22 protein-coding genes are annotated in these 19,098 nt (G+C 69.6%); 17 read left to right on the forward strand and 5 right to left on the reverse strand.

Going from position 1 to position 19,098, the window contains the following annotated elements:
* Positions 1–175: 175 nt before the first annotated feature.
* Complete coding sequence (gene cofC / locus NJ4_RS22595) at positions 176–856, reverse strand: 2-phospho-L-lactate guanylyltransferase (protein WP_245644677.1); 681 nt, start codon at positions 854–856, stop codon at positions 176–178.
* A 69-nt stretch (positions 857–925) separates the two neighbouring features.
* Here cofC and NJ4_RS22600 point away from each other — a divergent pair, with 69 nt between their 5' ends.
* Positions 926–1,711: a lysophospholipid acyltransferase family protein gene (locus NJ4_RS22600; protein ID WP_067440898.1), complete on the forward strand. Its 786-nt coding sequence runs from the start codon at positions 926–928 to the stop codon at positions 1,709–1,711.
* The gene (locus tag NJ4_RS22605; protein ID WP_067440901.1) at positions 1,708–2,709 is read left to right on the forward strand and encodes an NAD(P)H-dependent glycerol-3-phosphate dehydrogenase; all 1,002 of its coding nucleotides are present in this window, start codon (positions 1,708–1,710) and stop codon (positions 2,707–2,709) included. The genes NJ4_RS22600 and NJ4_RS22605 overlap by 4 nt, the downstream gene beginning before the upstream one ends.
* Positions 2,710–2,823: 114 nt before the next feature.
* Here the strand turns inward: NJ4_RS22605 and NJ4_RS22610 are convergent, their stop codons facing one another.
* Entirely contained in the window at positions 2,824–3,891 is a 1,068-nt protein-coding gene (locus tag NJ4_RS22610) for a trans-sulfuration enzyme family protein (protein WP_067440903.1), read from the reverse strand.
* A 45-nt stretch (positions 3,892–3,936) separates the two neighbouring features.
* Between NJ4_RS22610 and pyrE the strand changes: the two genes are divergently transcribed.
* Together pyrE and NJ4_RS22620 are read left to right on the forward strand one after the other, a co-directional pair.
* A complete protein-coding gene (gene pyrE / locus NJ4_RS22615; RefSeq protein WP_245644678.1) occupies positions 3,937–4,476 on the forward strand; it encodes an orotate phosphoribosyltransferase in 540 nt (179 codons plus the stop codon).
* Between the two features lie 40 nt (positions 4,477–4,516).
* The gene (locus tag NJ4_RS22620; RefSeq protein WP_067440909.1) at positions 4,517–5,635 is read left to right on the forward strand and encodes a D-alanine--D-alanine ligase family protein; all 1,119 of its coding nucleotides are present in this window, start codon (positions 4,517–4,519) and stop codon (positions 5,633–5,635) included.
* A 71-nt stretch (positions 5,636–5,706) separates the two neighbouring features.
* Here NJ4_RS22620 and NJ4_RS22625 read toward each other — a convergent pair whose 3' ends face one another.
* On the reverse strand, positions 5,707–6,183 hold the full coding sequence (locus NJ4_RS22625) for a DUF3515 domain-containing protein (RefSeq protein ID WP_169799315.1): 477 nt from the start codon (positions 6,181–6,183) through the stop codon (positions 5,707–5,709).
* A gap of 35 nt (positions 6,184–6,218) precedes the next feature.
* Positions 6,219–6,455 (reverse strand): Lrp/AsnC family transcriptional regulator, encoded by a 237-nt coding sequence (locus NJ4_RS22630; protein ID WP_056676246.1) that lies wholly within the window; start codon positions 6,453–6,455, stop codon positions 6,219–6,221.
* A 93-nt stretch (positions 6,456–6,548) separates the two neighbouring features.
* Between NJ4_RS22630 and NJ4_RS22635 the strand changes: the two genes are divergently transcribed.
* Entirely contained in the window at positions 6,549–7,529 is a 981-nt protein-coding gene (locus NJ4_RS22635) for a thiamine-phosphate kinase (protein ID WP_245644679.1), read from the forward strand.
* A gap of 157 nt (positions 7,530–7,686) precedes the next feature.
* Here the strand turns inward: NJ4_RS22635 and rpmB are convergent, their stop codons facing one another.
* Positions 7,687–7,872 carry a 50S ribosomal protein L28 gene (gene rpmB / locus NJ4_RS22640; RefSeq protein ID WP_067440917.1) on the reverse strand — a complete coding sequence of 62 codons (186 nt, stop codon included), beginning with the start codon at positions 7,870–7,872 and terminating at the stop codon, positions 7,687–7,689.
* Between the two features lie 220 nt (positions 7,873–8,092).
* Between rpmB and NJ4_RS22645 the strand changes: the two genes are divergently transcribed.
* The 12 genes from NJ4_RS22645 to NJ4_RS22700 form a co-directional block, all read left to right on the forward strand.
* The gene (locus NJ4_RS22645) at positions 8,093–9,715 is read left to right on the forward strand and encodes a DAK2 domain-containing protein (RefSeq protein ID WP_067440921.1); all 1,623 of its coding nucleotides are present in this window, start codon (positions 8,093–8,095) and stop codon (positions 9,713–9,715) included.
* Positions 9,716–9,760: 45 nt separating this feature from the next.
* Complete coding sequence (locus NJ4_RS22650) at positions 9,761–12,019, forward strand: ATP-dependent DNA helicase RecG (protein ID WP_082749059.1); 2,259 nt, start codon at positions 9,761–9,763, stop codon at positions 12,017–12,019.
* Between the two features lie 52 nt (positions 12,020–12,071).
* Entirely contained in the window at positions 12,072–12,662 is a 591-nt protein-coding gene (rsmD, locus tag NJ4_RS22655) for a 16S rRNA (guanine(966)-N(2))-methyltransferase RsmD (protein ID WP_067440924.1), read from the forward strand.
* A complete protein-coding gene (gene coaD / locus NJ4_RS22660; RefSeq protein ID WP_174524625.1) occupies positions 12,616–13,170 on the forward strand; it encodes a pantetheine-phosphate adenylyltransferase in 555 nt (184 codons plus the stop codon). The genes rsmD and coaD overlap by 47 nt, the downstream gene beginning before the upstream one ends.
* Positions 13,170–13,691, forward strand: coding sequence for a hypothetical protein (locus tag NJ4_RS22665; protein WP_067440929.1), 522 nt, complete (start codon positions 13,170–13,172; stop codon positions 13,689–13,691). The genes coaD and NJ4_RS22665 overlap by 1 nt, the downstream gene beginning before the upstream one ends.
* 35 nt (positions 13,692–13,726) lie before the next feature.
* Positions 13,727–14,296 (forward strand): YceD family protein, encoded by a 570-nt coding sequence (locus NJ4_RS22670; RefSeq protein WP_067440932.1) that lies wholly within the window; start codon positions 13,727–13,729, stop codon positions 14,294–14,296.
* 43 nt (positions 14,297–14,339) lie between these two features.
* A complete protein-coding gene (rpmF, locus tag NJ4_RS22675; protein ID WP_056890728.1) occupies positions 14,340–14,525 on the forward strand; it encodes a 50S ribosomal protein L32 in 186 nt (61 codons plus the stop codon).
* 4 nt (positions 14,526–14,529) lie between these two features.
* Positions 14,530–15,291: a ribonuclease III gene (rnc, locus tag NJ4_RS22680; RefSeq protein ID WP_082749060.1), complete on the forward strand. Its 762-nt coding sequence runs from the start codon at positions 14,530–14,532 to the stop codon at positions 15,289–15,291.
* A gap of 14 nt (positions 15,292–15,305) precedes the next feature.
* On the forward strand, positions 15,306–16,163 hold the full coding sequence (gene mutM / locus NJ4_RS22685) for a bifunctional DNA-formamidopyrimidine glycosylase/DNA-(apurinic or apyrimidinic site) lyase (protein WP_067440938.1): 858 nt from the start codon (positions 15,306–15,308) through the stop codon (positions 16,161–16,163).
* A gap of 86 nt (positions 16,164–16,249) precedes the next feature.
* Positions 16,250–16,462, forward strand: a complete 213-nt coding sequence (locus NJ4_RS22690) for a hypothetical protein (protein WP_067440941.1) — start codon at positions 16,250–16,252, stop codon at positions 16,460–16,462.
* A gap of 71 nt (positions 16,463–16,533) precedes the next feature.
* Positions 16,534–17,757, forward strand: coding sequence for an MFS transporter (locus NJ4_RS22695; RefSeq protein WP_245644680.1), 1,224 nt, complete (start codon positions 16,534–16,536; stop codon positions 17,755–17,757).
* Positions 17,758–17,904: 147 nt separating this feature from the next.
* A partial coding sequence (locus tag NJ4_RS22700) for a chromosome segregation SMC family protein (protein WP_157551302.1) occupies positions 17,905–19,098 on the forward strand: 1,194 nt, incomplete at its 3' end.

A 19,098-nucleotide genomic window follows, 5' to 3' on the forward strand; every position in this document is an offset into this window, starting at 1 on the left:
ACGGCTGCTGCGAAGAAGGCTCCGGCCAAGAAGGCTCCGGCCAAGAAGGCTCCGGCCAAGAAGGCCTGATCCGCCGCCTGTTCGATCAGCGCCGCCTCCCATTCGCGGGAGGCGGCGTTGCCTACTCTCGGGGGCCCGAACCGTCAGGGCGAAGGTCGGTTCCCTCGGCCATCCCCTAGATGGCGGCGGCGGTGTGCGCGCCGACCCCGAGCACCATCGCCCGGCCGAGGTCCCCGGCCTCGTCCACGTCCTGTCGCAGGCTGGCCAGGGCGCCGGGGACGGGCAGTGCTCCCGAGTCCGTGTGCCGTCGCGCGGAGTCGAACCCGAACTCGGGCGTGAAGTCACTCAGGGCGCGTGCGGCGTACATGGTCGTGCCGGTGCCGAGGTCGTCGGCAACGAAGGCGGCTCCGTGGGCAGGCACCTGCGCCAGGGCTGCCGTGAGGTCATCGGGCTTGAGCGCAGGAAGATCGCCACACAGTGCCGCCACCCAGTACGCCGGCCACCGGCGCTTGCTCTCGTGGGCGGCCTGGACGAGCGTCGCGTTGAGATCACCGTGAACGCCGTCCGGCAGCACCAGGCACCCGTCGGCGTGAGCAACGGCGGCGAAGCGATGATCGTCGGTGACCACCATCACCTGGGCCACCCCGGAAGCCGCCACGGAGGCGGCAATGGTGTCGCGGGCGAAGGCCGTGGCCAGAGAGATGCGTTGCTGGTCGGGCATCGTGGCCAGGCGCGACTTGCCCACGGCCGGTGGCTTTATCGGCACCAGGACGACGAAGGGAGGTGGGGTGGACATCAGGAAGATCTTCCCATCCTCGTCGCGCGCAGCGTGCCCGAGGGCGGGAGCCTGACTCACCGAGTAGCCTGCTGACACGTCACAGCGCGGCCGAGGCACCGGTCGCCGCGGAAGGAATGAAGAGGCACCTTGACAGTTCGCGATCTCGATCAGCCCCGAGGGTGGGCCTTCAGCCTTGCCGTGCCGATCCTCAAGCCGACCCTCCTCGCTGCCTCGCGACGAGTGTGGATCGACGGCGACAAGATTCCGGCCACCGGTGGCTGCGTCATCGCGCTCAACCACGTCTCTCACATCGACCCGTTGATGGCCGCGCACTTCGTCTACGACCACGGTCGGCTGCCGCGCTACCTCGCCAAGGCCGGCCTGTTCTCCAACAAGCTGCTCGGTGGCTTCCTGGACTCCGCGGGCCAGATCCCCGTTCAACGCCAGAGCGCGAACGCGCTCGGTGCCTTCAGTGCAGCTGTCGAGGCCGTTCGTCAGGGGGAGTGCGTCGTGGTCTACCCCGAGGGCACGATCACCCGTGACCCCGACCTGTGGCCGATGACCGGCAAGTCCGGTGCCGCACGCATCGCCCTCGAGACCGGTGCCCCGGTGATCCCGGTCGCGCACTGGGGCGTCCAGGAGATCCTCGCGCCCTACGCGAAGTCGGTGCGTCTGCTGCCGCGCAAGACCGTGACGTTCAAGGCCGGTGATCCCGTGGCGCTCGACGACCTCGCGGTGCCCCAGCCCGACCAGCGGGCCGACACGGCGGCGGTCACCGAGGCGACGGGCCGGATCATGGCGGCGATCACGGGCCTGCTCGAGGACCTCCGTGGTGAGAAGGCACCCCCGATACGCTTCGATCCTCGTCAGGCCGGAGTCACTCTGATCGGCAACCCCCACAAGAAGCAGAAGAAGGGCAAGGACAAGCGATGAGCAAGGTGGCAGTCTTCGGTTCCGGTTCGTGGGGCACGGCGTTCTCGATGATCCTCGCCGATGCAGGCAGCGACGTGACCATGTGGGCCCGGCGTGAAGCGGTGTGCGCGAACATCAACGACAAGCACGAGAACACCGACTACATGGCGGGCATCGAGCTTCCGCACGTGATCGAGGCGACCACCGATCCCGAGCGGGCACTCTCCGGAGCCGAGGTCGTCGTACTCACCGTGCCGTCGCAGACCCTGCGCGAGAACCTCACCGCGTGGGCGCCCTACATCCCGAAGAACGCGGTGCTGGTCTCGCTGATGAAGGGCGTCGAGCTGGGCACGGTCAAGCGGATGAGCGAGGTGATCGCCGAGGTGACCGACGCGGGCCCCGAGCGGATCGCCGTGGTCAGTGGCCCGAACCTGGCTCGCGAGATCGCTCGCCGTGAGCCTGCCGCGTCGGTGGTGGCCTGTGAGGACCACGGCGTCGCCCAGCGCCTGCAGGTGATGTGTCACTCGAAGGCGTTCCGCCCCTACACGTCGGTCGACGTGATCGGCTGCGAGCTGGCCGGTGCCTACAAGAATGTCGTCGGTCTCGGGGTCGGCATGGCCGTCGGGCTCGGTTTCGGGGACAACACGACCGCCTCGGTGATCACCCGCGGTCTGGCCGAGACCGCTCGCCTGGGCATCAAGCTCGGCGCCGACCCGTTGACCATGATGGGGTTGGCCGGACTCGGCGACCTCGTCGCCACCTGCTCCTCACCCCTCTCGCGCAACCGCACCTTCGGCGAGAAGCTCGGGCAGGGCATGACCACCGACGAGATCTATGCCTCGACCAACCAGGTCGCGGAGGGGGCCAAGTCGTGTGCCTCGATCCTCGACCTGGCGCGACGCAACGACGTCGACGCCCCGCTCGCCGAGGCGGTGACCGGTGTCGTCTCCGGGCAGCTCACCGTCTCGGACATGATGGACGGCTTCGTCGCGCGCGACCCGAAGCCCGAGCGCGACTGATGTGACAGGCAGGTCAGACCGAGGAGCCAGGTCTGCTCTGGTGCTGGCCAGGTCGAGCAGCGACTGCGGCTGAGGGATGGTGCCGCGTCGGAGTGAGTCGAGACCGTGACGGCCTCAGACCAGGTCGTCCAGCGCCGTGCGCAGGTCGTCCCACAGGTCATCGACGTCCTCGATGCCCACCGACATCCGCACCAGGGCGTCGGGAATGCTGCTCGCCTCGCTGTTCCAGCGACGACGCCGCTCGAAGGTGGACTCCACCCCGCCCAGGCTGGTGCAGTGGACCCACAGCGACGTCTTGCGGGTCAGCAGGTCCGCGGCCATCGCGCCCTGCCCGAGCACGATCGCCACGATGCCGCCGAAGCCCGGATACCGCACCTCGTCGATTGCGGGGTGCTCCTCGAGTCGGCGTACCAACTCCTTGGCATTGACCTCGGCGCGCTCCACACGCAGGTGCATGGTGCGCAGGCCACGCAGTGCCAGGTAGGCCTCGAGAGTTCCGGGTACGGCGCCGATCAGGTCGCGGCGATTCTTCAGCACGCCGAAGAGCTCGTCGTCGCGGGTGATGATCGCGCCCATCAACGCGTCGGAGTGACCGGCGATGTATTTCGTGGCCGAGTGCACGACCAGGTCGACGTCCATCTCCAACGGGCGCTGGGCCAGGGGAGTGGCGAAGGTGTTGTCGACCGCGACGTAGGCACCGGCCTCGTGGGCGGCGGCGCGGATGGTCGGGATGTCGGCGATCTCCAGGGCTGGGTTCGTCGGGGACTCCAGCCACACCAATGAGGCGTCCTCGCAGGCCGCGACGAACGCATCGGTGTCGGTGACGTCGACCAGGCGTGCCGTGATCCGGCCACGCGACTCCAGATCGGCCAGCTGCATGATCGTGCCGTTGTAGGAATGCCGCGGAGCGACCACGGTCTGGCCCTGGCCGACCAGGTCGAAGACCGTGGCGACCGCGGCCAGGCCCGAGGCGAACGAGAGACAGCGCCCACCCTCCAGGCCGCCGAGGGCCTCCTCGAACGCGGTCCACGTCGGGTTGCCGTAGCGGCCGTACTCGGTGTCGCCGCCGGCGACGTACGTCGAAGCCATCGTGATCGGCACGTTGAGGGGCGCATCGGGCTCGGCTTTCGGACGACCGGCGGTGACGGCGATGGTGGCGGGGCGCAACGGCTTCTCAGGCATGGGCACCACAGTAGGAGGTGAATCGGGTGCGACATGATGGGGCCCGTGACTGACGAGACGAACGACACCACCCTCGCCCGCGACATCGACGCCTGCTGCCGGCTGAGCGGGGAGTTCACCCTCCGCTCCGGCCAGGTGTCGAACGAGTACTTCGACAAGTACCTCTTCGAGTCGGACCCGGCCCTGCTCGCCCGGGTGGCCGACCGGATGGTCGACCTGGTGCCCGAGGGAACCGAGCTGCTCGGTGGCCTCGAGCTGGGCGGCATCCCGATCGTGACCGCGCTCAGCATGCGGGTGAGCCTTCCGGCACTCTTCGTGCGCAAGAAGGCCAAGGAGTACGGCACCTGCAAGCTGGCCGAGGGCCCCGGCGTCGAGGGCCGACGCGTCACCCTGGTCGAGGACGTCATCACCACGGGTGGCGCCGTCCGCGATGCCACCAACGCCCTGCGGGACGCGGGCGCGATCGTCGAGGTGGTCGTGTGTGCCATCGACCGCAGCCCCGAGGGCGTCAACCCGCTCGAGGACGTCGGGCTCGAGGTGCGACCGGTGCTCACGAAGGCCGAGCTGGACGCCGTCCACGCGTGATCGCCGATCTCGGCCATGCCATGGCCTAGGGTTCTGGGCGATGACTTCCACGAACCGCAAGCCCCGTGTCGCCGTCGTCTTCGGTGGCGTGTCCAGCGAGCACTCGATCTCCTGCATCTCCGCCGGCAGCGTGCTGAAGGCGATCGACCGCGAGAAGTACGACGTGGTCCCGATCGGCATCACCACCACCGGCACCTGGGTGTTGGAGAACCCCGACGCCAACCCGCTGGCGCTCGGCCCCGGAGGCGAGCTGCCGATGGTGGTGGGCGAGCAGGAGGTCAGCCTGGCCCCGGGCGAGACCAGCTCGCTGATCGTGCGCGACCCCGCCGCCGGGCCTGAGACGCTGGGCGACGTCGACGTCGTCTTCCCGGTGATGCACGGGCCGTTCGGACAGGACGGCACCCTCCAAGGTCTGCTCGAGATGGCCGGCGTGCGCTACGTCGGCGCCGGCGTGCTCTCCTCGGCCGTGGGCACCGACAAGGCGTTCATGAAGCTGCTCTTCGAGGCTCAGGGGCTGCCGGTGCTGCCCTACGTCACGATCACCCCGCGGGAGTGGGCGCGTGACGAGGCCGCCTGCCGTGACCGCGTCGAGGAGCTCGGCTTCCCGGTCTTCGTCAAGCCGGCCCGAGCCGGTTCGAGCTTCGGCATCAGCCGGGTGAACTCGGTCGAGCAGCTCGACGACGCCTTGGCCGAGGCCCGCCGCTTCGACCCCAAGGTGATCGTGGAGGCCGCCGCGATCGGGGCACGTGAGGTGGAGTGCGGCGTACTCCAGGGTGAGGGCAACGAGCCGCACCTGACCAGCGAGCTCGCCGAGATCCGCGTCGACCCGCACCACCAGTTCTACGACTTCGAGGCGAAGTACCTCCCCGAGGAGAACACCGCGCTCGACGTGCCGGCCCGGCTCGACCCCGAGGTCGCCGACCGGGTCAAGTCGTACGCCGTCCGTGCGTTCGAGGCGCTCGACGTCGAGGGCCTGGCCCGGGTCGACTTCTTCGTCTTCGACGACGGCCGCATCGTGCTCAACGAGGTCGAGACGATGCCGGGGTTCACCAGCCTGTCGATGTTCCCGCGGATGTGGGCGGCCAGCGGCGTGGACTACCCCGAGCTGGTCGACCGGCTGATCCGGCTCGCCCTCGATCGGGACCTCGGCCTGCGCTGATCGACCCGTCGTGAGTTCGGCGAGACGTGCCGAACTCACGACGGGTCGGCGCGAACTGGCGACGGGTCAGCTCAGACGCAGGGCTTGCCCTCGTGCTTCAGGTGCGCCTTGACCGCGGCGCTGACGTCGACGGTCACCGCGTCGGGCGGGCGCAGCTCGCCGGGGAGTCGGATCTCGACCCGCGGGGTCCAGCCGATCGTGGTGGCCACGATGTCCGCGGTCGGGTCGGAGACCTGGTCATCGGGGACGTACCACCCGACGCCGTTGGTCTCCCAGCACGACGAGTAGGGCGTGAACCCCTCGGCCTTGTCGACGCCGCAGGTCACCACGATCGGCGGATCGCCCCAGGCCCGGCCGAGCGCGTCGTCGGGGGAGACCTCCTCCGACTTCTCCCCGGCCAAGGTGTCGGGCAGCGCGTCGAGGAAGTCCTCACACGTGGCGCGGGTCGCGCCGTCCACGTCGGGGGAGTCGATCTCGACGGCGCCCGAGCAGCCGGTCGCAACCAGCAGGAGTGCGGACGCGACAGCGCCCCGTGCCCGGATGGACACGAGGCGCTCTCGGACGGTGCGTGGGAACACCTGGGTCAGATGTGGACGACCGGGCAGGTGAGCGTGCGGGTGATGCCCTCGAGGTTCTGCACCTTCGAGACGACCAGCTTGCCGAGCTCGTCGACGTTGCGGGCCTCGGCGCGGACGATCACGTCGTAGGGACCGGTGACGTCCTCGGCCAGGGTGACGCCCTTGATCTGGGCGATGGACGTGGCAACCTCAGCGGCCTTGCCGACATCGGTCTGGATCAGGATGTAGGCCTGGACGACCATGGGAGCTCCTCGGTCTGTTGTGGACATTGCCACGTCAACCTACCGCCTCGGGCCCGCGTGTCGGTAGGTGGTGGCGAATCTTGCACTGATGGGATGACCCACATGCCTGCCGCGCCCTTTGCTCCCGATGCCACGCTCGCCGACGTCGGTGAGTTCGCACTGATCTCCGCCCTCACAGAGATCTTCGACCAGGGTGATCACGTCCTGATCGGCCCCGGCGACGATGCCGCGGTCCTCCGGGTCCGCACCGGCCACGTGGTCGTCTCGACCGACATGATGGTCGAGGGGCGGCACTTCCGTCGTGAGTGGGCCACCGGTGCCGACGTCGGTGCCCGGGCCGCCGCGCAGAACCTCTCCGACATCAACGCGATGGGTGGACGAGCCACCTCGCTGACCATCGGCCTGGCCGCCCCGGCCGACCTGCCGGCGCAGTGGGCACTCGACTTCGCCCACGGGTTTGCCGAGGAGTGCGCCAAGGTCGGCGCCAGCGTCGTCGGTGGAGACGTCACCCGCTCGGAGACGCTGGTCCTCTCGGTCACGGTGCTCGGTTCCTGCACGGTCGCGCCCGTCGTACGCGCCGGTGCCGGGGCCGGTGACGTGGTCGCGCTCTGTGGTCGTCAGGGCTGGGCCGCCGGTGGGCTCGCCGTGCTGGGCCGGGGGTTCCGCTCCCCACGGGTGCTGGTCGAGGCCTACCGCCGACCGCTTCCGCCGTACGACGCGGGCCAGGTGGCCGCCGATGCGGGAGCGACGTCGATGATCGACGTCTCCGACGGGCTGGTCGCCGACGCGGCCCACGTCGCCGAGGCCTCCGGTGTCGCGATCGACATCCGCACCTCGTCGTTCGAGATCGCCGAGCCGCTGCACGCCATCGGCGCAGCACTGGGCGCGGACCCGATCCAGTTCATCCTCGGCGGGGGAGACGACCACCCGTTGTTGGCGACCTACCCCGACGCGGACGCGGTGCCGGAGGGCTGGCTGGTGATCGGCACGGTCGCCGAGCCCGGTGTCGACGGTCCCGTGGTCACCGTCGACGGAGCGGCGTACGACGGCCCTGCCGGCTGGACGCACTTCTGAGTGCAGCTCGACGCGCTCGGGCGAACGTGTGCGGTGCCGTTGACGCCTCACACGTGTCATGACGCGTGTGGAGCGACGACAACCCCGCGTTGCACGTGGAAGTGGGACGCAAAAAGAGCCCCGGACCTCGCGGTCGGGGGCTCTGAATGCGCTCAGGTCAGCGGGAGACCTTGCCAGCCTTGAGGCAGCCGGTGCAGACGTTCAGTCGCTTCGGCGCACCGTTGACGGTGGCGCGGACGCGCTGAATGTTCGGGTTGAAGCGACGCTTCGTAATCTTGCGCGACCAGGGCCGGTTGTTACCGAAGCCCGGCCTCTTGGCGCAGATGTCACAGACGGCAGCCACCGTGAACTCCTGGAAAGTCGATGTTGGAACGAGAGGGCCCGGAGCAGGTGGCTCGCGGGCAACCGAACAAGAGTATCTGATCGGCACCCGAAGATGAAAATCGCTCCGACCCCCAGTCGTCCACCCGCGACGAACTTCCCAAGTGCGGGACACCCGACGAACTTCCCACGACGCCCACTAGCCTGAACCCCAACGAGACGCACGACGGACGGAGGTGACGATGGACGACCGAGGGTTCGACCTCGCCACCATCACGAAGTTCGTCGACCACGCGACCTCCGCACTGAGCGACGCCCGCGAGGAGATGGACGCCCTCAACGTCTACCCGGTCCCCGACGGCGACACCGGCACCAACATGTTCCTCACCGTCTCCGCCGCGCGCGAGGCACTGCTCCAGGCAACCGCCGCGGGAACGGCCGACCTGCCCACGGCGATGGCCGCGTTCTCGCGAGGAGCGCTGCTGGGAGCCCGCGGCAACTCGGGCGTCATCCTCTCCCAGATGCTGCGCGCGATCGCCTCCCGGCTGGCCGAGGTCGGCCCCGACGAACGCTACGCCGAGGTCTTCGCGCGGTCCCTCGACGAGGCGACCCGGGCCAGCTACGCCGCCGTCGGCACGCCGGTCGAGGGCACCATGCTCACCGTCGGGAAGGCCGCCTCCGACGCGGCACTCGACGCGGTCCGCGACCCGTCGGCCAGCACCACCGACGTGCTGGCCCGTGCCTCCGACGCGGCACGTGAGGCCCTGGCCAAGACACCCACGCAGCTCCAGGCGCTGGCCGACGCCGGTGTCGTCGACGCCGGGGGCCGCGGCATCTGCGTCGTCTACGAGGCGGCCGAGACCGCGCTGACCGGCCGACGTCCGATCGCCTCACCCAGGCACACGCCGCACATCCCGATCCCGCTGCCCGCAGGTGACCTGCAACCAGGCGGGCCGGCGTACGAGGTGATGTACCTGCTCGACGCCGAGGACGAGGCCATCGACCCCCTCAAGACCACGCTCGGCGGGCTCGGCGACTCCCTGGTCGTCGTCGGTGGGGACGGGCTGTGGAACGTGCACGTGCACGTCGACGACGTCGGGGCCGCGATCGAGGCCGGCATCGTCGCCGGGCGGCCGCACCGCGTCCGGGTGACGCACTTCGCCGAGCAGATCGCCGAAGCCGGGCAACGTACGTCGGCACGCACCGGCCGGCGCATTGTCGCGGTGGCCGCGGGACGCGGCCTGGCCCAGCTGTTCGACGAGGCCGGAGCGGTCGTGGTCCTCGGCGCACCGGGGCGCCGTCCCAGCACCGGCATGCTGTTGGAGGCGATCGAGTCCTGCGGTGCGGCCGAGGTGATCCTGCTGCCCAACGACCCCGACTCGGTGCGGGTCGCCGAGATCGCGGCACGCACCGCCGAGGAGTCCGGCGACGTGCGGGTGGCGGTGATCCCGAGCCAGGCCCAGGTGCAGGGGCTGGCCGCGGTGGCCGTCCACGAACCCGGGCGCTCCTTCGACCAGGACCTCCTGCACATGACCGCCACCGCTCGCCATGCGCGCCACGGCGCAGTCACGATCGCGGCCAAGCAGGCGATCACGATGGCGGGCCCCTGCGAGCCGGGCGACGTGCTGGGTGTGATCGAGGGCGACTTCGCGCTGGTGGGCGGCGAGCTCTATGCGGTGGCCACCGGCATCATCGACCGGCTGGTGGGCGGTGGTGGCGAGATGATCACCCTCGTCGCCGGCGAGGACGGCCGCGATCTCGCCGCGCGCTGCGAGCAGTACGTCGAGTCGACGTACCCCACTGTCGACGCCGTGGTGTACGACGGAGGCCAGGAGCGCTACCCGCTGCTCCTCGCCGTCGAATGATCGACGACCGACCCGACGACCGACCTGGCGGAGACCTCGAGAACCATGACCGGCATCACCCTCGACTCACCGATCGCTGCCGTGCTGGGCAGCGGCAAGAAGGACGCCAGCAAGGCCAAGGCGTTGCAGGAGAACCTCAAGCTGCGCACCGTCGGCGACCTGCTGTGGCACTTCCCGCGCACCTACCTGCCCACCGGTGAGGTCTCCGAGGTGGCCCACCTCGTCGAGGGGCAGCCATTGACCGTCGTGGCCGACGTGGTGAACAGTCGCGTGGCGCCCTACCAGGACCGCCGCACCGGCCGTACGGCGTACCGGGTCGAGGCAGTCATCAAGACCGACGGGCCGTCGTTGAAGCTGACCATGTTCGCCCGCAACAAGGGCGTCGCCGACTGGCAGGCGGGGCGGTTCCGCCCCGGCGCCAAGGGCGTGTTCACCGGCAAGGTGAGTCAGTTCAACGGCCAGTGGCAGCTGGCGCACCCGCAGATGGTGATGCTGACCGACGATCCCGACGACGCACGAGCCGAGTCGGCGCGGGCGATGGCCGAGGGGCTCAAGGCGCTGTTCCCGATCTATCGGGTCACCGGCCCGGTCGAGACCTGGGACATCCAGCGCGTGGTCAGCTTCGCGCTCACCGTCATCGACGAGCTTCCCGAGCCGCTGACCGATGACCTGCGTGCCGAGCACGGCCTGGTCGACGTGCACACCGCGGTCCGCTGGATCCATTCGCCCGACGACTACGGCCAGGTCGGGTCGGCGCGCAAGCGGTTCCGGTTCGAGGAGGCACTGGTCACCCAGCTGGTGCTGGCCCGACGACGCGCGGCGCTGCGGGCGCAGGGAGCGTTGCCCCGCACCGGTGGTGGGGGTTTGCTGGCAGCCTTCGACGCCGACCTGCCGTTCGAGCTGACCGACGGACAGCGCGAGATCGGTGCCGAGCTCGAGCACGACCTGGCCCAGTCGCACCCGATGAACCGGCTGCTCCAGGGTGAGGTCGGCTCCGGCAAGACCCTGGTCGCCTTGCGCGCGATGCTGCGCGTGGTCGACTCCGGTGGGCAGGCGGCCCTGCTCGCGCCCACCGAGGTGCTGGCCCAGCAGCACCACCGCTCGATCACCGCGATGCTCGGTGACCTGGCCGCCGGGGGCATGCTCGGCGGCGCCGCCGACGCCACGACGGTGGCGCTGCTGACCGGATCGATGGGCAAGGCCGCCCGCCAGGAGGCGATGCTGGGGATGGCCAGCGGCGAGGCGGGGTTGGTGATCGGCACCCACGCGCTCCTCGAGGACAGGGTGCAGTTCGCCGACCTGGGGCTGGTCGTGGTCGACGAACAGCACCGGTTCGGAGTCGAGCAGCGGGCCGCGCTCACCGACAAGGCAGGCGCGCCGCCCCACCTGCTGGTGATGACCGCGACCCCGATCCCGCGCACGGTCGCGATGACCGTCTTCGGTGACCTCGAGGTCTCGACGTTGCGTGAGCTGCCCGCGGGCCGGGCGCCGATCCAGTCGACCGTGGTCCCTCTCAAGGACCAGCCCCAGTGGCTGAACCGGGTCTGGGAGCGGGTGCGTGAAGAGGTCGCCAAGGGTCACCAGGTCTACGTCGTCTGCCCGCGCATCGGCGGCGACGAGGCCGAGGAGGGGCAGGTCGACCAGGTCGACGTCGACGACGAGGGCGTCGCCCTCGCCTCGATCAGGGAGGGCCAGCTGGCCTCGGTCGAAGACCTGGTCCCCGAGCTGGCCGACGGAGCCCTGGCCGGGCTCCGGGTCGAGAAGCTCCACGGCAAGATGCCTCCCGACGACAAGGACCGCACCATGCGCGCCTTCGCCGCCGGCGAGATCGACGTCCTCGTCTCGACGACGGTGATCGAGGTCGGTGTCGACGTCGCCAACGCGACCACGATGGTGCTTCTCGACGCCGACCGGTTCGGCGTCTCCCAGCTGCACCAGCTGCGCGGGCGAGTCGGTCGAGGTGGGTTCCCCGGGTTGTGCCTGCTGGTCACCCACAGCGAGCAGAACTCTCCGGCCCGTGACCGGCTCGTCGCCGTGGCCGGGTCGACCGACGGATTCGAGCTCTCCCGCATCGACCTCGAGCAACGACACGAGGGCGACGTGCTCGGCGCCGGCCAGTCCGGCTACCGCTCCAGCCTCACCCACCTCAAGGTGCTGCGCGACGAGAAGGCCATCGTCGCGGCCCGCGGCACCGCCGAGCGGCTGATCGCCGCCGACCCCGTGCTGGCCTCCGTGCCGTTGCTCGCCGAGCGGGTGGACGAACTCGAACAGTCCGGCAAGAGTGACTTCATGGAGCGATCATGAGCACCCCACGACGCTGCTCGCTGCGCTCGCACCACCGCAGGGACCCCGCCGCATGACACGCATCATCGGCGGCACCGCCGGCGGCCGTCGCCTCGAGACCCCGCACGGGCAGGCGACCCGTCCCACCAGTGACCGGGTGCGCGAGGCGCTGTTCTCGGCGATCGAGTCCGCCGAGGGCTCCTTGCACGGGCTGCGCTTCCTCGACCTGTACGCCGGCTCGGGTGCGGTCGGCCTGGAGGCCCGCTCCCGTGGTGCCTCGGCAGTGACCCTCGTCGAGCACGACCGGCGCACGGCCACCCTGATCGGTGGCAACGCGCGCACCCTCGGGTTCACCCAGGTCGAGGTGATCGCCGCCTCGGTGGCCGCCACCCTCCACCGGCAGCCCAGCGCACCCTTCGACGTGGTCTTCGCCGACCCGCCCTACCCGCAGCCGGACGACGAGGTCGAGCACATGCTCGAGCTGCTCGTGACCCACGGCTGGCTGGCGCCCGGAGCGCTCGTGGTGGTGGAGCGGGGCACGAGGGGTTCGTCACATCGTTGGCCTGACGGCATCGAACCATGGCGCGACAAGCGTTACGGCGAGACCGTGCTGAGATATGGTCACGCGGCGGATCCAGAACCACGCGACGAGTCAGAGGAGTAGAAGACCAGTGCGCAGAGCTGTCTGCCCGGGATCATTCGACCCGGTGACCAATGGCCACATCGACATCGTGGCGAGGGCATCGTTCCTCTTCGACGAGGTTGTCGTCGCGGTCGGGGTGAACAAGTCGAAGAACCGGCTCTTCACCGCCGAGGAGCGCATCGACATGCTCACCGAGGCATGCCGGGAGTTCCCGAACGTCACGGTCGACGGCTTCTCGGGCCTTCTCACCGCCTACTGCCAGGAGCGCGACGTGCACGCCATCGTCAAGGGACTGCGCGCGGTCAGCGACTTCGACTACGAGCTGCAGATGGCCCAGATGAACTCCAGCCTCGCGGACATCGAGACGGTCTTCGTGCCGACCAGCCCCGAATACTCCTTCCTCGCCTCCAGCCTGGTCAAGGAGGTCGCCACCTTCGGTGGTGACGTCTCCGGCCTGGTGCCCGACTTCGTGCGGGAGCGCCTCGCCGCGCGAGTCGACGAGAACCGCCGACTGGCGGGCGAGGGCTGATGAGCGACGTGAGGGCTGAGATCGAGGCCCTGCGCGAGCTCGTCGTCCAGGCGCGCTCGATGCCGATGTCGGCCTCCGCGGTGGTCAACCGTCAGGAGGTGCTCGACGCGATCGCCCGGCTCGAGTCGGCGTACGCCTCCTCCTCCAGCGCCTCGGCGGCCGTGCTGGCCGACCGTGACTCCGTGGTCGCCGAAGGTGAGTCGATCGCGATCGAGGTGGTCCGTCAGGCCGAGCTCAAGCGCGACGAGCTGGTCTCCGACACCGAGGTGTTCCGGCTGGCGACCCGTGAGGCCGACGCCATCCGGGTCGAGGCGGTCGCCGAGGCCGAGCAGCTGCGCCGTGACGCCGATGCCTACATCGAGCAGCGGTTCGCCAACTTCGAGCACCACCTGGAGCGCACGCTGGGGGAGGTGCGGCGGGGCATTGCGAACCTGACCGGCCGCAGCTCCTTCGAGGGTGACGCAACCGACACTGCCCCGCCCGCCGGAGACGTTTTGCTGAGTGACCCCGAAGCCGGGTAACCTTTGGCTGATTTGTTGTGCTTGGACAGGGAGACGTGAAGACCTCGAAGCTGGACCCGAGAGCGCCGCTCGTGCTCGATACACGCGAGCTCGGCCGCCGCCCGGGGTCCCAGAAGGAATTCACGGAGACCGTTCCGGCACCTGCAGATCTCGGCATCGAGGTCCTCGGTGTCGCCGAAGGTACGCCGGTCGAACTCGACCTGCGTCTGGAGGCGGTCATGGAGGGCGTTCTCGTCACGGGCACGGTCAACACCGAGCTCATCGGCGAGTGCGTGCGGTGTCTGGACCCGATCTCCGACGAGCTCGAGGCGCGGTTCCAGGAGTTGTTCGTCTACGACGATGGTCACCACGACATCGACGCTGACGAAGAGAGTGAAGTGAGACGACTCGAGGACGACCTGCTCGACCTCGAACCCGTCTTGCGGGATGCGGTGGTGCTTGCACTACCGTTCCAACCCTTGTGTGAAGAGGACTGTCCCGGTTTGTGCACCGAGTGTGGTGCCCATCTGGCCGACGATCCCGATCACACGCACGAAGAGCCGATCGACCCGAGGTGGGCCGGTCTTCAAGCGCTCCAGCACGACGACAGCAAGACGACAGACTGAAGCGTCAGGCCGACCGGCCTGCGCGAATCAAGAGGAGATCACAGTGGCAGTCCCGAAGCGGAAGATGTCGCGCAGCAACACGCGTCACCGTCGCTCGCAGTGGAAGGCCGTTGCGCCGTCCCTCGTGACGTGTGCCAACCCGGCGTGCGGCTCCAAGCACCTCCCGCACCGCGCGTGCGGCGAGTGCGGCCAGTACGGCGCCAAGGCCGAGCGTCGTCAGGTTCTCTGAACCGTTGACTGAGTTCTCTGAACCGTTGACGGACCTCACGGAACTCACCTACGTGGAGTTGCGGGCAGCACTCGGCGATCCGGTCCTGGATCCCGAGCTGCTGGACCGCGCCCTCACGCACCGCTCGTTCGCCTACGAGAACGGCGGCCTGCCGACCAACGAGCGCCTGGAGTTCCTGGGCGACTCGGTGCTCGGCGTCGTGGTCACCGAGACCCTGTTCCGCACCCACCCCGACCTCTCCGAGGGACGGCTGGCCAAGCTGCGGGCCGCCGTGGTCAACGCACGCGCGCTGGCCGAGGTGGCGCGCACCATCGGACTCGGTGAGCACATCAAGCTCGGCCGTGGCGAGGAGTCGACCGGCGGCCGCGAGAAGGCCTCGATCCTCTCCGACACCGTCGAGGCCGTGATCGGTGCGATCTACATCTCCGGCGGCTTCGAGAACTCCGTCACCGTGGTGCACCTGCTCTTCGACCCACTCATGGAGGCCGCTGCCGGCCTCGGGGCCGGTCTCGACTGGAAGACCTCACTTCAGGAGCTGTCGGCAGAGCGCGGTCTCGGCGTCCCCGAATACGTGATCGAGGATTCCGGCCCCGACCACCTCAAGGAGTTCACCGCCCAGGTGCGGGTCGGTGAGGCTCTCTACGGTCACGGTGTCGGCCGGTCCAAGAAGGAAGCCGAGCAGCAGGCCGCGGAGACGGCGTACGGCGAGATCTCGGCCGTGCCGCTGCCCGAGCCCGAGGCCGAGCCCGGCTCCATCGACGACTGAGACGGATCCGACCCGTGCCCGAGCTGCCCGAGGTCGAGGTCGTCCGGCGAGGCCTCGACGCGCACGCCGTCGGGCGAACCATCACCTCCGTCGAGGTGCTGCACACCCGCCCCGTCCGTCGCGACCCGGGTGGACCCACCGGCTTCGTCGCCTCGCTGACCGGCCGCAAGATCACCGCCGCACGTCGCCGCGGCAAGTATCTCTGGCTGCCGCTCGACTCCGGTGACGCGATCCTGGGCCACCTCGGGATGAGCGGTCAGATGCTGGTGCAGCCGCCGACCGTCCCGGACGAGCGCCACCTGCGCGTCCGACTGACGCTCTCCGACGGGCAGGAGCTCCGCTTCGTCGACCAGCGCATGTTCGGCGGTCTGGCCACCTCGCCGGGCGGCGCCGACCTGCCTCCGGAGATGGCACACATCGCGCGCGACCTCCTCGACGAGGAGTTCGACCTCGACGACTTCACCCGCCGCGTGCGCCGCCGTACGTCGGCGGTCAAGCGGCTGCTGCTCGACCAGACCCTGGTGAGCGGGGTCGGCAACATCTACGCCGACGAGGCGCTGTGGCGTTCACGTCTCCACGGTGAGCGCGCGGGTGAGCGGCTGACCGCGCGGCAGGTGCGCGAGCTCGCCGGGCACGCCGAGCTGGTGATGCGCGAGGCCCTCGACCAGGGCGGCACCTCCTTCGATGCCCTCTACGTCAACGTCAACGGCGAGAGCGGCTACTTCGAGCGCTCGCTCAACGTCTACGGACGCGAGGGCGAGGCCTGCCGCGTCTGCGGCACCCCGATCCGGCGGGTCGCGTTCATGAACCGGTCGTCGTACTTCTGCCCGGTGTGCCAGCGGCCTCCCCGGCCCCGGAGCCGACCACGCTGACCCGAGTTTGACCAAACTGATCCACGGTGGGACTCTTGAAGACGGGTCCAATCGACCCGTTCACCACTTTTTCGGAGGCTTTTTCGATGGCCAAGGCGCTTCTCGGCTACATGAGCAGCGACCAGCAGTTCCTCTCTCGTCAGACGGCCACTCGACTGGCCGCGGAGAACAGGGCGCTGCGTGAGCGTGTCGCTGATCTTGAGACCCTGATCGTGCGGTTGAGCGAGGAGAACGAAGCCCTCGCCGCGACCCGGGCAGCCACCCTCCTCGAGCCCGTCGAGGACATGCAACCGGTCTGACCGGATATCCATGTGACGCTGACGCCGCGAGCGGCTAGCGTCTGGCTCTTGTGAGCCGAATCCTCGATGTCGTGGCCCCCGCGCGCCTCGGCACCAACTTCCGCTGGTTGCTCGGCTCCTCGTGGGTGAGCCAGGTCGGCGACGGCATCGCCCTCGCGGCCGGCCCGCTGCTGATCGCCTCGCAGACCCACGACCCCTTCCTGGTCGCCATGGGCGCCCTGCTCCAGCGTCTGCCCTGGCTGCTCTTCGGTCTGTACGCCGGTGTGCTGGCCGACCGCCTCGACCGCAGGCTGGTCGTGATCGTGGTCGACCTGATGCGCGTGGCCGTGCTGGCCGTCCTGGTGACCGCGATCAGCACCGATCACGTCGACATCGGGCTGGTGCTGGCGACGCTGTTCCTGTTCGGGACCGCCGAGGTGTTCGCCGACACCACGTCGTCCACACTGCTGCCGATGGTGGTGGCGAAGCGCGACCTGGGCGTGGCCAATGCTCGACTGATGGCCGGGTTCGTGACGATCAACCAGATGCTCGGTCCGCCGGTCGGTGCCGCCCTCTTCGCCGCCGGCATGGCCTGGCCCTTCGTGACCCAGGCCGTGTGCGTGCTGCTCGGGGCCGGACTGATCGCGAGGATGCGTCTGCCCCTCGTACCGCCGCCGGAGGTCAAGAAGCGGGTCAGTCAGGACATCCTCGAAGGGCTGCGCTGGACCTGGCGGCACCCCGCCGTACGCACCTTGACCCTGACCATCGTCACCTTCAACATCACCTTCGGCGCGGCCTGGTCGGTGCTGGTGCTCTACTCCCTCAAGACGCTCGACATGGGCGAGGTCGGGTTCGGCCTGCTGACCACGGCCGGCGCGGTCGGCGGGCTGGTGGCCATCGGCACCTACGACTGGCTGGAGAAGCGGTTCTCGCTGGGCAACATCATGCGGGTCGGCCTGATCATCGAGACGTTCACCCACCTCGCGCTGGCGCTGAACCGCAGCGGCATCGGCGCGATGGTGATCCTGTTCGTCTTCGGTGCCCACGCCTTCGTGTGGGGCACGACGTCCCGCACCGTCCGGATGCGTGCCGTGCCCACCGAGTTCCAGGGCCGGGTCGGCAGTGTCTACATGGTCGGGGTCTTCGGGTCCATGGTCGTTGGCACCGGGCTGGGCGGCGTGATCGCCGGCCAGTGGGGGATCGTCGCGCCGTTCTGGTTCGCGTTCGTCGGCTCCGGGCTGCTCGTGCTGCTGATCTGGAACCAGATGCCCCACATCGCCCACGCGGACGAGGCGCAGGTGGCCGCCGAGCAGTGAGGCGCTGGGATGCCACGATTCGGGGCTGCTGACGTGTAATCTCGGCCGTGCTGACCTTCCCCACGGCGCCTGCAATGATTCGTCGTCCAGCGACACATTGACACCCAGAGTGATGCTGACCTGACCGCCGCTGCGAGGAGTCGCACGTTGTACCTCAAGAGCCTGACGCTCAAGGGCTTCAAGTCCTTCGCGTCCTCCACGACCCTGCAGCTCGAGCCCGGCATCACCTGCATCGTGGGGCCCAACGGCTCCGGCAAGTCCAACGTGGTCGATGCCCTGGCCTGGGTGATGGGCGAGCAGGGCGCCAAGTCCCTGCGCGGCGGCAAGATGGAGGACGTCATCTTCGCCGGCACCTCCGGGCGCCCACCCCTGGGCCGCGCCGAGGTGCAGCTGACCATCGACAACGCCGACGGTGCCCTGCCGATCGAGTACGCCGAGGTGACCATCAGCCGCACCATGTTCCGCAACGGCGGCTCCGAGTACGCCATCAACGGCAACACCTGCCGGCTCCTCGACGTCCAGGAGCTCTTGTCCGACTCCGGCATCGGCCGTGAGATGCACGTCATCGTCGGCCAGGGGCAGCTCGACCAGATCCTGCACGCCACCCCTGAGGAGCGCCGCGGCTTCATCGAGGAGGCGGCGGGTGTCCTCAAGCACCGCAAGCGCAAGGAGAAGGCGCTCCGCAAGCTTGACTCCACCGACGGCAACCTGAACCGTCTCGGTGACCTGCTCAGCGAGATCCGCCGCCAGCTCAAGCCGCTCGGCCGCCAGGCCGAGGTGGCCCGCAAGGCCGCCACCGTGCAGGCCGACGTACGCGACGCCCGGGCCCGGCTGCTCGCCGACGACCTGGTCACCGCCCGTACGTCGCTCGAGCAGGAGATGGCCGACGAGTCGGTCCTGGTGCAGCGTCGCGCCCAGGTGGAGAAGGACATCGCCGGCATCCGTGAGCGGGAGGCGGCCCTCGAGGCGGCGCTGCGCGAGGACCTCCCGGCGCTGGCCAAGGCGCAGGAGACCTGGTTCGCCCTGTCCGGTCTGCGCGAGCGACTGCGCGGCACCCAGTCCTTGGCGAACGAGCGGGTCCGCAACGCGGCCGGCACCGCCGAGGAGCCCGGCCACCAGGGCGGCCGTGACCCCGACCAGCTCGAGGCCGAGGCGGCCCGGGTGGGGGAGCAGGAGACGGAGATCAACGCCGAGCTCGAGAGGCAGCGCCAGGCAATGAGCGACGCGGTCACCGGTCGCAAGGCTGCCGAGGACGCGGCCGCCGAGGAGGAGCGCCGGGTCGCCGGGCTTCAGCGCGCCGCGGCCGACCGGCGGGAGGGCCTGGCCCGGCTGCACGGCCAG

Source organism: Nocardioides jensenii JCM 1364 = NBRC 14755, from assembly GCF_001552535.1.
GTDB classification, from domain to species: domain Bacteria; phylum Actinomycetota; class Actinomycetes; order Propionibacteriales; family Nocardioidaceae; genus Nocardioides; species Nocardioides jensenii.